The organism is Streptomyces fildesensis (genome assembly GCF_016107395.1).
GTDB classification, from domain to species: Bacteria; Actinomycetota; Actinomycetes; order Streptomycetales; family Streptomycetaceae; genus Actinacidiphila; species Actinacidiphila fildesensis.
Map to the genome: position 1 here is coordinate 276,130 of NZ_JAAIKO010000005.1, position 13,719 is coordinate 289,848.

Genomic DNA, 13,719 nt, shown 5'->3' on the forward strand with positions numbered 1-13,719 from the left:
CACGATCCGCCGGCAGGGCTCACACGGCGGATACGAGGAGCGGGACATGCTGACTTTGGTGACGGGTGCGACGGGCGAGGTCGGACGGCGGTTCGTCCCCCGGCTGCTGGCGCGGACGGCGCCCGGCGACGCCGTCCGGGTGCTGGTGCGGGACGAGGAGCGGGGCGCCCCCGCCGCCACGCTCGGGGCGCAGGTCACGGTCGGCGAGCTGCGTGACCCGGAGGCGGTGCGCAAGGCGCTGGCCGGGGTGGACACGGTGCTGAACATCGCGGCGGCCTTCCGCGGCGTGCCGGACGAGGAGGCCTGGGCGGTCAACCGCGACGCCGCCCTGGAGCTGGGCCGGGGCGCCGTCGAGGCGGGCGCCGGCCGCTTCGTCCAGGTCAGCACGAACCTGGTGTACGGCGCGGGGCGCGGGCGCCCGGCGGTGGAGGACGACGAGCCGCTGCCCGGCTCCCCGATGTGGGGCGCCTACCCGGCCTCGAAGTCCGCGGCGGAGCAGGGTCTGCTGGCGCTGCACCGCGAGCACGGTCTCGATGTGCGGATCGGCCGGCTCGCCTTCGTCTACGGGGAGGGTGACCCGCATCTGGCGCAGTCCCTGCGGTGGGCGGGCGGCTGGGCCGGGCACCAGCGGCTGACGATGGTGCACCACGCCGATGTCGCCCAGGGTCTGCTGCGGCTGCTGCGCGCACCGGGAGCGGCGGGGCGGGTCTACAACATCGCCGATGACGCCCCGGTGTCCGCGGTCGAGCTGCACCAGCTCAACGGGGTGGAGCTGCCCGCAGGCATGGCGGGCCGGCCGCTGGACGACCCGTGGGAGGGCGTGGTGTCGACCGCCCGCATCCGCGACGAGCTGGGGTTCAGCCCCCGTTACCCCTCGGTGTGGACCGCGTGGGACGCGGGCGCGCTGTGACCGGCGGTCCGGCATCACCCGTTTCAGGGACGCACCGGCGCGCGGCCGTGCCCCGTGCCCGCCGGCTGGGACGCTGGGCACATGACGACGGTGTGGCGGACGGTCCCCGGTGACGTGGACGAAGTGGTGGCGCGGATGCGCGCGCTGGACGCCGCGCTCCCGCCGCACGACGGCGTCGCGGTGTTCAACCGGGTCTATCTCTCCGTCACCGAGGAGATGCGGCGGCTGATGTCCGCGGGGGTCTTCGACGATCCGCACGCGGCGGCCGAGTTGGACGTACGGTTCGCCGGCCGCTACCTGGCGGCGGTCGGCACGGAGTCCTCCCGGCGCCGGGCCCCCGCCTGCTGGCGTCCGCTGCTGCAGCTGCGCGGGCACCGCGGGGTTCGGCCGCTGCAGTTCGCACTCGCCGGGATCAACGCGCACATCGGCCATGACCTGGCGCTCGCGCTGGTCGACACCTGCCGGGCGCTGGACCGTGAACCCGCCGCGATGGAGGGGGACTTCGGGCGGATCGGCGATGTGCTGGTGGCCATCGAGGAGCGGGTGCGCGAGGACCTCATGCCGGGGCCCGACCTGCTGGACGTCGCCGACCCGCTGACCCATCTGGTCGGTTCCTGGAGCCTGGAACGGGCGCGGGACGCGGCCTGGGCCGCGTCCCGCCTGCTCTGGTCCTTGCGGCACACCGGTGCGATGTACCGGGAGTGCGTTGACCGGCTCGACGCGGGCGTGGGGCTCGTCGGCCGGTTCCTGCTCACTCCGCTGGCCGGCCGGTGACGCGGGGCCGGGGCGGACCGGAGGTCAGCCGAACTGCTTGACCGCCTGGTAGTACGTCCAGGCGAGGCTGTTGCAGGCGGCCTTCGTCACGACGTTGTAGCCGTGCGAACCGCACACCCGCTTGAGGTCCTCGTACAGCATGCTGTCCAGCCGGGGCTTGTTGGCGCTGAACTGTCCGGCCGCCTTGTAGTTGCGGTAGCCGAAGTCGTGGTGGGCACACCCCAGGTTGAACGGGAAGCCCAGCGGGTTGTCGGGCGACGACGAGCAGTAGTCCGTGGACCAGTCGAAGCCGTAGGCGGACCAGGCACCCTGGTTGTTGCGTGCCGAGATGAAGGCGTTGTAACTGGAGGCGCTGGTCTGGGTCCAGCTGGACAGGACCTGGGGTTTGTCGGCGGGTGCCGCCGACGCCGGAACTGCGGCGCCGGCGACGGCGATCAGGGCGGCGGCCGGAAGGGCCAGGACTACGGGCAGGCGACGGCTCATGCGCTACCTCCGGGATCCGGCGGCCCGCGTGGGGCGGGCCGCTTACTCGGAGGATTGCACCGCGAGCGGCTGGCGTCCCGCTATACGCCTCCTTAAGCCCCGGTCACGTTACGACGTCAACCCGGCCGGCCGCACGGATGCCCGGCGGCGCTCAGTCCTCGTCGAGGAAGACCGGCGCGATGTCCTCGTAGACGTCGCCAGGACCGGGGTTGGTCGCGTCGGTCCCGCCGCCGAAGTGGTGCATGACGCCCCACACCGCGTTGAGTGCCGTCTGGACCGCGCCCTCGGCCCAGCCCGCCGTCCAGGAGATGTCGTCGCCCGCGAGGAAGATGCCGCGCTTGTCCTCGGGCAGCGTGTCCTGCATGAAGTGGGTGAACAGCCGCCGCTGGTAGCGGTAGTGGCCGGGCAGGTTGGCCTTGAAGGCGCCCATGAAGTAGGGCTCGTTCTCCCACGACACGGTCACCGGGTTGCCGATGATGTGCGAGCGGATGTCGACCTTGGGGTAGATCTCACCGAGCGAGGTCAGCATGACCTCCATGCGCTCGTTGGCGCTCAGCGGCAGCCACTTGAGGCTGTCGTCGCACCAGGTGTACGACAGGCAGATGGTCGCCGGCTTGTCCGGGCCGTCGTCGAGCAGGTACGTGCCGCGGGTCATCCGGTCGGTGAGCGTCATGCTCATCACGTCGCGGCCGGTCTGCTCGTCCTTGTCCAGCCAGAACGGCCGGTCGACCGGCACGAAGAGCTTGGACGACTCCATGTAGTGGGTGCGCTCGATCGCCGTCCAGTGGTCGATCGGGAAGAGCGAGTCGTCGCAGGCGATCTTGGAGAGCAGCATCCAGGACTGCGCGGTGAAGACCGCCGCCGGATACGTCCTGATGTCGCCCGCCGCGTCGGTGACCGTGATGCGGTTGCCCGCGGTGCGGTGCAGCCGGGTGACCGCCGGGCGCGGCGTGCCGCCGTGCAGCGACGACAGCGACGTGCCCCGCTCCCAGTGCGTGAGCTTGTCCGGCTCGCGGTCCCACAGCCGCAGCGGCAGTTGCTGGCTGCCGCCGACGATGCCGTGGTGGTCGTCGTCGGCGCCGGTGTAGACGACCCGCAGGATCTCCAGGATGGAGTTGGGGAAGTCGGTGTCCCAGCCGCCGGTGCCGAAGCCGACCTGGCCGAATATCTCCCGGTGCCGGAAGGACTTGAAGGCCGGGGAGTCGCAGAGGAACCCGTAGAACGTCTGGTTGTCGAGCTTCTCGACCAGCGCGGACCAGATCTCGCGGATGACGGGGACGTCACGCTCGCGCAGGGCGCGCTGCATCGCGGAGAAGTCCGCGCCGTCCTCCAGGCACGCGTTCCAGGCGTGCATGACCTGGTGGTAGACCTCGGGCAGGTCGTCGACGGACGTGGCGTAGTGCGACTCGCCCTTGAGGTCGACGACGGTCGAGGGGGTGCCGGGCGACAGCGGGTTGGGGAACGGCCGGGTCTGCAGGCCCACCAGGTCCACGTAGTACTGGAAGGCGGTGGACGACGGCGGGAAGCGCATCGCGCCCATCTCCGCGGTCAGGTCGGCGTCGCAGCCCTCGAAGCCGACGGTGCGCAGCCGGCCGCCGATCCGGTCCGCCTCGTAGACGACGGGCTTGAGGCCCATCTTCATCAGCTCGTAGGCCGCGATGATGCCGGAGAGCCCGCCGCCGATGACCGCGACCTCGGTGCCGTGCTCGGTCGCCGGTACGGCACCGAGCCCGGCCGGGCTCGCCAGGTAGTCGTCGTAGGCGTACGGGAAGTCCGGCCCGAACATCGTGATCGGGGGCTCGGCCTGCGCCTGGACATGCTGCTCGTCATGGACCGCGGTGGGCACGGACGTCATCGGGGGTGTCTCCTCGCGAAAAAGGGGTCAGACGAACGTCAGACGAGCGTGCCGTACAACTCGGGCCGCCGGTCGGGCAGGTACGGGGTCTCGTCCCGCGCGGCCCGCAGCAGCTCCGGGTCGGCGTCGGCGATCACCAGCTCCTCACCGGTGCCGGCCCGGGCGCGGACCGTTCCGTCGGGCCCTGCCAGACAGCTGAGCCCGGTGAAGTGGAACTCGCCCTCGGCGCCGCAGCGGTTGGCGTAGGCCAGATGCAGCTGGCTTTCGTACGCGCGGGCCGGGACGAGGGTCTGTGCGACGAACTCGTACGGGCGCATCAGCGCCGTGGGAACGACGAGCAGGTCGGTGCCCGCGAGGGCATGGGCCCGGACGTTCTCCGGGAATTCGACGTCGTAGCAGATCAGCAGCCCGATCCGGGTGCCGTCGAGGTCCGCCTGGACCACGGTGGTGTCGCCGGGGGTGAAGTGCTCGCGCTCGAAGCCGCCGAACAGATGGGTCTTGCGGTAGTTCGCCAGCGCGGTGCCGTCCGGGCCGATGAGCTGCGCGGAGTTGAAGACCGCGGCGCCCGCCCGCTCGGGATAGCCGTACACGATCGCGATGCCGTGCTCGGCGGCGATCTCCGCGACGCGCAGCGCGCCCGGACCGTCGGCGGGCTCGGCCAGCCCGGGTATCCGGTCGCCGAGCGCGTACCCGGTCAGGTACATCTCGGAGCTGGCGAGCAGCCGGGCGCCGGAGGCCGCCGCCCGCCGGGCGGCGCCGTCCAGCGCGGCCAGGGCGGCGCCGGTGGAATCCGGAACGCCGCCGGGGCCTTGGTACAGCGCGATGCGCAGCGGCGGCATGGATCCTCTTCGTCGCTCGATGGTCTGTTCGGGGTCTCTTAGAAGGTACGTTTCCGGCCACCTACGCAACAAGATGTGAATCTTGCGCACCTACCAGCGATCCGTTGCGTCTCGGAGCCGGCCGGCGGCGATCTGTTGCGTATGTGGTTCAGGCCACAGCCTGGGACGGCACGGCCTAGGCCGGCGAGCCCGAGGTGTAGCGGCGCAGCAGCGGCGACAGCACCAGGACGGACTTGGTCCGCTCGACGAACGGCTCCCCGGCGATCCGTTCCAGCACCCGCTCGAAGTGCCGCACGTCGGAGGCGAAGACCTGGACGAGGGCGTCCGCCTCGCCGGTGACGGTCGAGACGGTCGCGACCTCGGAGTAGCGGGCGAGGCCGCGCAGGATGTCGCCGGGGCCGGTGTTGCGCCGGCAGTAGATCTCGACGAACGCCTCGGTCTCCCAGCCGAGCGCCGCCGGGTCCACCCGTACGGTGAAGCCGGTGATGGCGCCGGAGGCCAGCAGCCGGTCCACCCGGCGTTTGACGGCGGGGGCGGAGAGCCCGACCTGGGTGCCGATGTCGGCGTAGGAGCGGCGGGCGTCCTCGGCAAGGGCATGGACGATGCGTTCGTCGAGATCATTCAGGCGCACAGCGGGTGGTTCACACTTCTTCTCGGGCGAGCTGGGACCGGCGCATGCCGTACGTGAAGTACAGCACGAGTCCGCCGGCCATCCAGATTCCGAACCACTTCCAGGTCTGGGCGCCGAGGCTGGTCATCATCCACAGGCACAGCAGGAACCCGATGGCGGGGGTGACCGGGGAGAACGCGACGCGGAAGGTGCGCGGCAGGTCCGGCCGGGTGCGGCGCAGGATGATCACCGCGACGTTGACCAGGGCGAAGGCGAAGAGCGTACCGATGCTGGTGGCGTTGGCGAGCTCGCCGAGCGGCACCAGGGCCGCCAGGATGCCGCAGAAGAGCGAGACGATCACGGTGTTGGCGCGCGGGGTGCCGCTCTTCGGGTCGACCTTCGAGAAGATCTTGGGCACCAGGCCGTCGCGGGACATCGAGAACAGGATGCGGGTCTGTCCGTACAGCACGGTCAGCACCACGCTGGCGATCGCGATGACAGCGCCCGCGGCGAGCAGCACCGCCCAGAAGCTCTGGCCGGTGACCTGGCGGAGGATCTGTGCGAGGGCGGCGTGGGCGTCGCTGAACTGCTGCCACGGCATGGCGCCGACGGCGACCAGCGCCACCAGGCAGTACAGCACCGTGACGATGAGCAGCGACAGGATGATCGCGCGCGGCATGTCGCGCTTGGGGTTCCTGGCCTCCTCGCCTGCGGTGGAGGCGGCGTCGAAGCCGATGTAGGAGAAGAACAGCGTGGCGCCCGCGGCGCTGACGCCCGCCATGCCGAGCGGCATCAGCGGGTGGAAGTTGCCGGCCCGGATGCCGGTGAAGGCGACCGCGCAGAACAGCACCAGCGAGGCGATCTTCACGACGACCATGACGGTGTTGACGCGGGCGCTCTCCCGGGCACCCCGCAGCAGGAACGCCATGGAGAGCAGCACGACCAGGAGTGCGGGGATGTTCACGACGCCGCCCGCGCCCGGCGGGTTGGCGAACGCGTCGGGGATGGTGACCCCGATCGTGCCGTGCAGCAGCTCGTTGAGGTACTGGCCCCAGCCGACCGCGACCGCGGCGACCGACACCCCGTACTCCAGGATCAGGCACCAGCCGCAGAGCCAGGCGATGAACTCGCCCATCGTGGCGTAGGTGTAGGAGTACGAGGACCCCGAGACCGGGATGCTGCCCGCCAGTTCGGCGTAGGAGAGCGCCGAGAAGAGCGCGGTGAACCCGGCGATGACGAAGGAGATCACGACCGCGGGGCCGGCCTTGGGGACGGCCTCGCCCAGCACCACGAAGATGCCGGTGCCGAGGGTCGCCCCGATGCTGATCATCGTCAGCTGCCACATGCCGAGGGAGCGCTTCAGCTCCCCGCCGTCACCGTGGCCGCCCTCGGCGACGAGCCGGTCGACGGGCTTGCGCCGCATCAGCCTGCCTCCGAAGCCGCCGCCGGGGGTGGGGCCGCCCGGGGCGGGATCCGCCCCGGTCCGGTCGCGGGTGGACGGCGCTGCGCCAGTTCGTGCCACTGCGGGAGCTCCTTGGTCGTGCCGGTTCGGACGGCGGCGGCGAGGTCGCGGCGGCACCGTACGGGAGTGCGCGTCCCGGCGCACTACCGGTGGGAACCGCCGAGCTTGGGGTCGCCACCGCTCCACGTACAGGGCATGACCTTACGAGGTATGACGAGTGCCTGTAATGCGGGTCTATTGCGCATCTGCGGATGATCGTTGCGCGAAACCGCCGGAGTGCGCCGAATCATTGCCATCGCTGCGGCAGGTCGTTGCGTTGTCCGCTTTGTGGGGGCGAACGCGAGAGCGCCGGACCGGGCTGGAGTCCCAGCCCGTCCGGCGCTCGGCGTGCTGCGTCATCAGCTCCAGCTGGCGTGCAGGGCCTTGCCCTCGGCGTAGCCGGCGGCGCTCTGGATGCCGACGATGGCCTTCTCCTCGAACTCGGCGAGCGAGCCCGCGCCCGCGTAGGTGCACGAGCTGCGCACCCCCGCGATGATCGAGTCGATCAGGTCCTCGACGCCCGGACGCGTCGGGTCGAGGAACATCCGCGAGGTGGAGATGCCCTCCTCGAAGAGCGCCTTGCGGGCCCGGTCGTACGCGGACTCCTCGCTCGTTCGGTTGCGCACCGCGCGAGCCGAGGCCATGCCGAAGCTCTCCTTGTACAGCCGCCCTTCGGCGCTCTGCTGGAGGTCGCCCGGGGACTCGTAGGTGCCGGCGAACCAGGAGCCGACCATCACGTTGGACGCGCCCGCGGCCAGCGCCATCGCGACATCGCGCGGGTGCCGGACGCCGCCGTCGGCCCAGACGTGCTTGCCGTACTTCTTCGCCTCGGCGGCGCACTCCAGGACCGCGGAGAACTGCGGGCGGCCCACGCCGGTCATCATGCGGGTGGTGCACATGGCGCCGGGGCCCACACCGACCTTGATGATGTCCGCGCCGGCCTCGATGAGGTCGCGCACCCCCTCGGCGGCGACGATGTTGCCCGCCACGATCGGCACCTGCGGGTCGAGGGCGCGGACCGCCCTGACCGCGGTGAGCATCGACTCCTGGTGGCCGTGCGCGGTGTCGACGACGAGTGTGTCGACGCCCGCGTCGAGCAGCTGCTTGGCCTTGACCGCGACATCGCCGTTGATGCCGACGGCGGCGGCGATGCGCAGCTTGCCGTTGGCGTCGGTGGCGGGCGTGTACAGGGTGGCGCGCAGCGCGGCCTTGCGGGTCAGGATGCCGACCAGCCGGCCGTCCGCGTCCACGGCCGGGGCGAGCTTGCGGTTGGCGGCGTCGAGGCGGTTGAAGGCCTCGCGCGGGTCGATGCCGGCGTCCACGAGCAGCAGGTCGCGCGTCATCACCTCGGACAGCTGGGTGAAGCGGTCCACGCCGGTGAGGTCGTGGTCGGTGACGACGCCGACCGGGCGGCCGTCCTCTACGACGACGCCCGCGCCGTGCGCCCGCTTGGGCAGCAGCGACAGCGCGTCGGCGACGGTCTGGTGCGGAGCCAGCGTGATCGGGGTGTCGAGCACCAGGTGGCAGCTCTTGACGTACGCCACGACGTCCGCGACCACGTCGATCGGGATGTCCTGGGGGATCACGACGAGGCCACCACGGCGGGCGACCGTCTCGGCCATCCGGCGGCCGGCGATGGCGGTCATGTTCGCGACGACCAGCGGGATGGTGGTGCCGGTGCCGTCGGGGGACGCGAGGTCCACCGCCTGCCGGGACCCGACCGCGGAGCGGCTGGGCACCATGAAGACATCGTCGTAGGTCAGGTCGTAAGGGGGCTTCACGTCATTGAGGAATTTCATACTGGCTGCCTCACCTGCGGTTATACGTCTGGGGCGGGTGGGGAGTCAGCACCGAACCAGCGCCGTCCAGGCTGCGGCTCCTACGCCATCATCGCCGATGCGACCAAGTTCTGGCGAACCGGCGCCCCCCGTTCTGTGCCTTCCACCAGGGGGCTCAGACCTCGTTTGTGGCTTCCTCCACGATCACGTGAAGGGGGGTGTCGGTGTGCTGCCAGAAGTCGGAGGCGTCCCGGAGGATCTGTGTGACGATGCGCCATTCGCGGGGCGAGACGGCGGCGTACTCCTGCCAGCCCGTGACCCGCAGCCGGCGCCGGGTGGCGGCCGGGCACCAGGACAGGTCGGTGAGGCAGTCCGCCAGGGCGTCCCAGTTGCGGCCGAAGTACTCCGGCAGGGACAGCGACCGGGCGCAGCGGTCCATGAACTCGTGCCGGGTGGTGACACCGGCGAGGTCGAGCACGGTGGCCGTCACCGCAGCACCGCCTTGAAGGTCTGGTAGTGGTCGTCGGTGTAGTAGAACTCCCCGCCCTCGCCGGTGATGACCCGGCGGGCCCCGCGGTCGCGTGAGCCCGGGGTCGTGACGGTGTACTCGTGGTAGTAGCCGGACTTCTCGCGGGGCAGTTCCCTCTCGAAGTTGCTGAACACCGCCCCGTCCTTCGCGTACGGGTACGGGCCGCCCCGGTCGATCAGCGCCAGTGTGTTCCGCGCCTCGGCGGGCAGCCGGCCGGCCGCGACCGTCGCCCGTCCCGAGGCCCAGCCGGGAACGGAGGCGGTGGGGCCGTAGCCGCTGCCCGGGGACGCCGGGGAGCGCGTCGCGGTCCCGGTACCCGTCGTCCCGGTGCGCGTCCCGGTGTCCGAGGAGCAGCCGGTGAGGAGCACGACGAGGCACATCAGGAGCGCGGCGGCGGCCGCGCGCGTGGCGGACCGCAGCAGCATGCGGCCGATGCTGCCACACGGCCCCGGCCGGAGCACGGTGGCGCGCGCGGTCAGACGGTGGGCGTGACCTGGGGACTCGCGGCGTCCGGCGGACCGCTGAGGGCCAGCTGGGAGACCAGCCGGTAGCGGTCGCCGCGGTAGATGGCGTGCGTGTACTCGAAGAGCCGGCCGTGCTGGTCGCGGGTGACGCGCTCGGAGGACAGCACCGCCGCTCCGGCGCTGATGCCGAGCAGCGACGCCTGCACGGTGTCGGCGGACAGCGCCTCGTGGATCTGCTCGGCCGCGGAGGGCTCGATGCCGTAGCGCTCGCGCAGCAGGGAGTAGAAGGAGCCGCTCTCGACGTCGTCCGCGGTGGCGCCGGGCACCAGCTCGCTGAGGACGTGGATGGTCTCCAGCGCCATCGGCTCGTCGTTGACCAGCCGCTGCCGGGCCACCCGCAGCACGGGGGTGCCGGCCTCGACGCGGAGCCGGCTCCCGATGCTCATGCCGGCCGGGATCACCGAGTGGTCGAGGACGCGGCTGGTCCACGTCCCCGGGGCCGCCGGGTAGCCGGACTGATCGGCGGCCGGCGCGGTCACGATCCGCTGGGAGATCTTCGGCGTGCCGACGAACACCCCGCGCCCGTGCTCGCGCACCAGCCAGCCGTCCTTGACCAGTTCGTCCACCACGGCGCGCAACGTCGGCCGGGACGTCTCCAGTTCGACGCACAGCTGCCGTTCGGCCGGGATGGCCTGCCCCACCGCACGGGCCTCGATCAGCGAGATCAGGTGCTCGCGGATCAGATCGCGTTTTCTCAGTCCGGCAGTCATCGGGTACGCCGCTCCCGCGCAGTGAGCACACAGTGGCCAATCTTGTGCTCTCAGCTTAGGTCAGCAGACAGGTTGGCGTAAATAAACTGACCACTTATTGACCAATTGCCGCCTCCTGGTCCACCATCACCCCAGCGCCATCCCCCCACTGGTCAGGATTCCGACCACCGTCACCGGAGGCCAGCACCATGCGCAATCGCCGACTTCTCACCGCCGCCGCCGCGGCCGCCGCCTGTACGGTCGCGGCGTTCACCGCCGGATCGGCCGTGGGTTCTCCCGCGGGCCGTACGCCCGCCCCGGCCCACGCCGCTCCCGCCGCCGTCCCCGCCGTCCCGTCCGGTGTGCAGCTGCAGGGCTGGCTCTACCCCGGCTCCGCCGGTGAGCCGCAGTGCTCCGGCCAGGCCGAGTACGCCGACAACCGGCTCAGGAGCGGAGCGCTCAAGCCCGAGTACTGGGCGGTCCAGCCCAACGGCACCCTGCTCCTGGAGACCACGGCGCAGGGCCTGTGCAACGCCTACAGCGCGGCCAACGTCACCGATCTCAAGGCACATTCGACGTACCAGTACCCGACCGTCTCGGGCATGGACACCCCCACCGTCCGCGCCCTGGTGGGCAGTTCGGCCCGGCGCGGCCAGGCCGTCCAGCAGCTCACGGCGATGACGGTCAACGCCGGGCTGACCGGCATCGACGTCGACATGGAGGACTACTGGTCCTGGTCCACCGGCGACTTCGCCACCTACCGCACCTTCCTCACCCAGCTCGCCACATCGCTGCACGCCTCCGGCAAGCGCCTGCAGGTGGACGCCCCGGCCATGACCGAGGACGCGCCCTACTACGACTACGCGGCGGTGGTCGCGACGGGCGTCGACGAGCTCGCGATCATGGCCTACGACGACGAGTACGACTCCGACCCGGGCGGAAAGTGCAAGGCCATCACCCCGTACGCCTGGCTGAAGCAGGTCGTCCAGTACGCCCGGAGCAAGGTGCCCAACCACGACAAGCTGGTCATCGGACTGCCCTCGTACGGCTACAGCGCCCCCGCGTCGTGCGACACCTCGGCCATCGAGGGCAACATCCCGTTCAGCGTGATGCGCGGCAAGCCCGGCTGGTCGGGCAACGCGTCCACCATCGAGCAGCGCCGGGACAGCGGATCCGGCGAGATCCGCTGGACCTCGGGCGGAAAGCTCTACGACTACGTCGACCAGACGTCGATGGACCGCAAGCTGCAGGTCCTCACCGGCCTCGGCGTCACCAAGGTCTCGGTGTGGTCCCTCGGCGGGAACCCCTGGTTCACCCGCTGATCCGGCCGGACCAGGGCACGTGCGACCCCGGCGGACTACGGTCCGTCGGGGTCCGCGCGGTCCAGGGCGGGGCGCGGGGCGGCGCCGGTCGAGTACAGCAGGTGGTCGGCGGCGGCCGTGTCCGTCACCAGGCTGGTGACCAGCCCGGAGCGCAGCACGGCGTCGATCGCGGCGGCCTTGCGCAGCCCGCCCGCGATGGCCAGCACCTCGGGGATCCGGCGGAGCCGGTCCGCCTCGATGGTGATGCAGCGCTCGCCCAGGTCGCGGCCGACCCGGCGCCCCGCGGCGTCGAACAGGTGCGAGGACATCTCGGCGGCGACGCCGAGCCCCGCGTAGTGCGCGCGCTCGGCGTCGGTCAGCGCGTCATGGACGGTGGAGATGCCGGCCGCCCAGGAGCCGATCGAGACCACCGCGACGGTGACCTTGTCGAAGTACCCCATGGCGGCGGCGATTCCGCTCTGGGCGCGCAGGGTGGCGGCCGTCGCCGGGTCCGGCAGCACCATCGGCGCGTACAGCGGGTGCGCCTCACCGCCGGAGACCGCGGCGGCGGTCCGCACCGCCTCGACGGAGCCGCGCTCGGCGGTGCCCACGTCGTACACACCGGTCAGCTGGACGACGGTGCACTGCGGCAGCCGGTCCAGGGCGTTGGCCATCGTGATGATGGAGCGGCCCCAGGCCAGGCCGAGCACATCGCCCTCGGTGACCAGCTCGCCGAGCAGGTCGGCGGCGACCTTGCCCAGGTTCTCCGGGTCGGGCGCGTCGGACTGCTCCGGCGGGGTCTCGACGACGACCGCGTGCCGCAGGCCGTAGCGGGCGCGCAGCGCGTCCGAGCGCTCGGCGTCCAGCTCGGCCGGGACCCGGATCTCGATCCGTACCAGGTCACGTTCGAGGGCGGTCTCCAGCACCCGGGCCACCTTGAAGCGGCTCACGCCGAACTCCTCGGCGATCTGGATCTTGGACTTGCCCTCGAGGTAGAAACGGCGCGCCATCGCTGCGGCCTGGACCATCTCGCCGGGGCCCATGCGCACCTGTGTGCGGCCTGTGGTCACGTTGCTCTCCCCAGTTGCCCATCTGATCGGCTCCGCGCTCATCCTCGCAGATGGCGCGGTGTTACGGACGCGTAGCCGGACCGTCAGTGGGTACAGGCCGCCGTGGCCAGCTCACGCAGCCCCCGCACCGCCGCCGCCGGGTCGTCCGCACCGTAGACCGCGGAACCTGCGACGAAGACGTCCGCGCCCGCCTCGGCACACCGTTCGATGGTCCGCTCCGACACCCCGCCGTCGATCTGCAGCCACAGCTCCAGGCCGTGCTTGTCGATCAGCTGACGGGTCCGGCGGATCTTGGGCAGCATGATGTCGAGGAACGCCTGCCCGCCGAAGCCGGGCTCCACCGTCATGATCAGCAACATGTCGAGCTCGGGCAGCAGGTCCTCGTACGGCTCGATCGGGGTGGCGGGCTTGAGTGCCATCGACGCCCGCGCGCCCTTCGCCCGGATCTCCCGGGCCAGCCGCACCGGCGCGGCCGCCGCCTCGACGTGGAAGGTGACGGAACCGGCGCCCGCCTCGACATAGGCCGGGGCCCAGCGGTCCGGGTCCTGGATCATCAGATGGCAGTCGAGCGGGATGTCCGACGCCCTGCTCAGCGACTCCACGATCGGCACACCGAGCGTCAGGTTGGGCACGAAGTGGTTGTCCATGACGTCGACATGGAGCCAGTCGGCGCCTTCCACGGCCTTCGCCTCGTCGGCGAGCCGGGCGAAATCGGCGGAAAGGATGCTGGGGTTGATCTGCACGCTCATATGCCCAGCAAACCAGATCCCGGAGGGTGCCAGATCCCTGCCCCCGCAAGGAACGGGTCCGTTCCGTAAAATCGCGGAACGATCTCGAACACCGGTGCCATGCTGGC

Annotated in this window: 14 protein-coding genes; 3 read left to right on the forward strand and 11 right to left on the reverse strand. The window is 71.3% G+C overall.

Going from position 1 to position 13,719, the window contains the following annotated elements:
* Positions 1-46: 46 nt before the first annotated feature.
* Positions 47-910 carry an NAD-dependent epimerase/dehydratase family protein gene (locus tag C6N31_RS11195; RefSeq protein ID WP_138353015.1) on the forward strand — a complete coding sequence of 288 codons (864 nt, stop codon included), beginning with the start codon at positions 47-49 and terminating at the stop codon, positions 908-910.
* A gap of 81 nt (positions 911-991) precedes the next feature.
* Positions 992-1,684: a DUF5995 family protein gene (locus C6N31_RS11200; RefSeq protein WP_138353014.1), complete on the forward strand. Its 693-nt coding sequence runs from the start codon at positions 992-994 to the stop codon at positions 1,682-1,684.
* Positions 1,685-1,708: 24 nt separating this feature from the next.
* On the opposite strand, the gene C6N31_RS11205 is transcribed toward C6N31_RS11200, so the two are convergent.
* The 9 genes from C6N31_RS11205 to C6N31_RS11245 all read right to left on the reverse strand — a co-directional run bounded on the left by C6N31_RS11205 (position 1,709) and on the right by C6N31_RS11245 (position 10,513).
* Entirely contained in the window at positions 1,709-2,167 is a 459-nt protein-coding gene (locus C6N31_RS11205; protein WP_138353013.1) for a phospholipase, read from the reverse strand.
* Positions 2,168-2,318: 151 nt separating this feature from the next.
* Complete coding sequence (locus tag C6N31_RS11210; RefSeq protein ID WP_138353012.1) at positions 2,319-4,022, reverse strand: flavin monoamine oxidase family protein; 1,704 nt, start codon at positions 4,020-4,022, stop codon at positions 2,319-2,321.
* 38 nt (positions 4,023-4,060) lie between these two features.
* Positions 4,061-4,861, reverse strand: coding sequence for a carbon-nitrogen hydrolase family protein (locus C6N31_RS11215; RefSeq protein ID WP_138353011.1), 801 nt, complete (start codon positions 4,859-4,861; stop codon positions 4,061-4,063).
* A 175-nt stretch (positions 4,862-5,036) separates the two neighbouring features.
* Complete coding sequence (locus tag C6N31_RS11220) at positions 5,037-5,492, reverse strand: Lrp/AsnC family transcriptional regulator (RefSeq protein WP_138353010.1); 456 nt, start codon at positions 5,490-5,492, stop codon at positions 5,037-5,039.
* A 10-nt stretch (positions 5,493-5,502) separates the two neighbouring features.
* Positions 5,503-6,993 carry an amino acid permease gene (locus C6N31_RS11225; RefSeq protein ID WP_307811331.1) on the reverse strand — a complete coding sequence of 497 codons (1,491 nt, stop codon included), beginning with the start codon at positions 6,991-6,993 and terminating at the stop codon, positions 5,503-5,505.
* A 338-nt stretch (positions 6,994-7,331) separates the two neighbouring features.
* Positions 7,332-8,771: a GuaB1 family IMP dehydrogenase-related protein gene (locus C6N31_RS11230; RefSeq protein ID WP_138353009.1), complete on the reverse strand. Its 1,440-nt coding sequence runs from the start codon at positions 8,769-8,771 to the stop codon at positions 7,332-7,334.
* 154 nt (positions 8,772-8,925) lie between these two features.
* A complete protein-coding gene (locus C6N31_RS11235; protein WP_244809089.1) occupies positions 8,926-9,240 on the reverse strand; it encodes a barstar family protein in 315 nt (104 codons plus the stop codon).
* Positions 9,237-9,704: a guanyl-specific ribonuclease gene (locus C6N31_RS11240; protein WP_138353008.1), complete on the reverse strand. Its 468-nt coding sequence runs from the start codon at positions 9,702-9,704 to the stop codon at positions 9,237-9,239. Before C6N31_RS11240 ends, C6N31_RS11235 begins: the two co-directional genes overlap by 4 nt.
* 50 nt (positions 9,705-9,754) lie before the next feature.
* Positions 9,755-10,513, reverse strand: a complete 759-nt coding sequence (locus C6N31_RS11245; RefSeq protein WP_138353007.1) for a GntR family transcriptional regulator — start codon at positions 10,511-10,513, stop codon at positions 9,755-9,757.
* 188 nt (positions 10,514-10,701) lie between these two features.
* On the opposite strand from C6N31_RS11245, the gene C6N31_RS11250 reads away from it, so the two are divergent.
* A complete protein-coding gene (locus C6N31_RS11250; RefSeq protein ID WP_198357469.1) occupies positions 10,702-11,814 on the forward strand; it encodes a glycosyl hydrolase family 18 protein in 1,113 nt (370 codons plus the stop codon).
* 35 nt (positions 11,815-11,849) lie between these two features.
* Here the strand turns inward: C6N31_RS11250 and C6N31_RS11255 are convergent, their stop codons facing one another.
* Positions 11,850-12,836, reverse strand: a complete 987-nt coding sequence (locus C6N31_RS11255) for a sugar-binding transcriptional regulator (protein WP_187145265.1) — start codon at positions 12,834-12,836, stop codon at positions 11,850-11,852.
* A 110-nt stretch (positions 12,837-12,946) separates the two neighbouring features.
* The gene (gene rpe, locus C6N31_RS11260) at positions 12,947-13,612 is read right to left on the reverse strand and encodes a ribulose-phosphate 3-epimerase (protein ID WP_138353005.1); all 666 of its coding nucleotides are present in this window, start codon (positions 13,610-13,612) and stop codon (positions 12,947-12,949) included.
* Positions 13,613-13,719: the final 107 nt, after the last annotated feature.

Excerpts from the sequence above, each read along its gene's own strand:
- C6N31_RS11205 (WP_138353013.1), bottom strand. The coding sequence starts at position 2,167 with ATGAGCCGTCGCCTGCCCGTAGTCCTGGCCCTTCCGGCCGCCGCCCTG.
- C6N31_RS11250 (WP_198357469.1), top strand. The coding sequence starts at position 10,702 with ATGCGCAATCGCCGACTTCTCACCGCCGCCGCCGCGGCCGCCGCCTGT.
- rpe (WP_138353005.1), bottom strand. The coding sequence starts at position 13,612 with ATGAGCGTGCAGATCAACCCCAGCATCCTTTCCGCCGATTTCGCCCGG.
- C6N31_RS11245 (WP_138353007.1), bottom strand. The coding sequence starts at position 10,513 with ATGACTGCCGGACTGAGAAAACGCGATCTGATCCGCGAGCACCTGATC.
- C6N31_RS11195 (WP_138353015.1), top strand. The coding sequence starts at position 47 with ATGCTGACTTTGGTGACGGGTGCGACGGGCGAGGTCGGACGGCGGTTC.
- C6N31_RS11230 (WP_138353009.1), bottom strand. The coding sequence starts at position 8,771 with ATGAAATTCCTCAATGACGTGAAGCCCCCTTACGACCTGACCTACGAC.
- C6N31_RS11215 (WP_138353011.1), bottom strand. The coding sequence starts at position 4,861 with ATGCCGCCGCTGCGCATCGCGCTGTACCAAGGCCCCGGCGGCGTTCCG.
- C6N31_RS11210 (WP_138353012.1), bottom strand. The coding sequence starts at position 4,022 with ATGACGTCCGTGCCCACCGCGGTCCATGACGAGCAGCATGTCCAGGCG.
- C6N31_RS11240 (WP_138353008.1), bottom strand. The coding sequence starts at position 9,704 with ATGCTGCTGCGGTCCGCCACGCGCGCGGCCGCCGCCGCGCTCCTGATG.
- C6N31_RS11255 (WP_187145265.1), bottom strand. The coding sequence starts at position 12,836 with ATGGGCCCCGGCGAGATGGTCCAGGCCGCAGCGATGGCGCGCCGTTTC.
- C6N31_RS11200 (WP_138353014.1), top strand. The coding sequence starts at position 992 with ATGACGACGGTGTGGCGGACGGTCCCCGGTGACGTGGACGAAGTGGTG.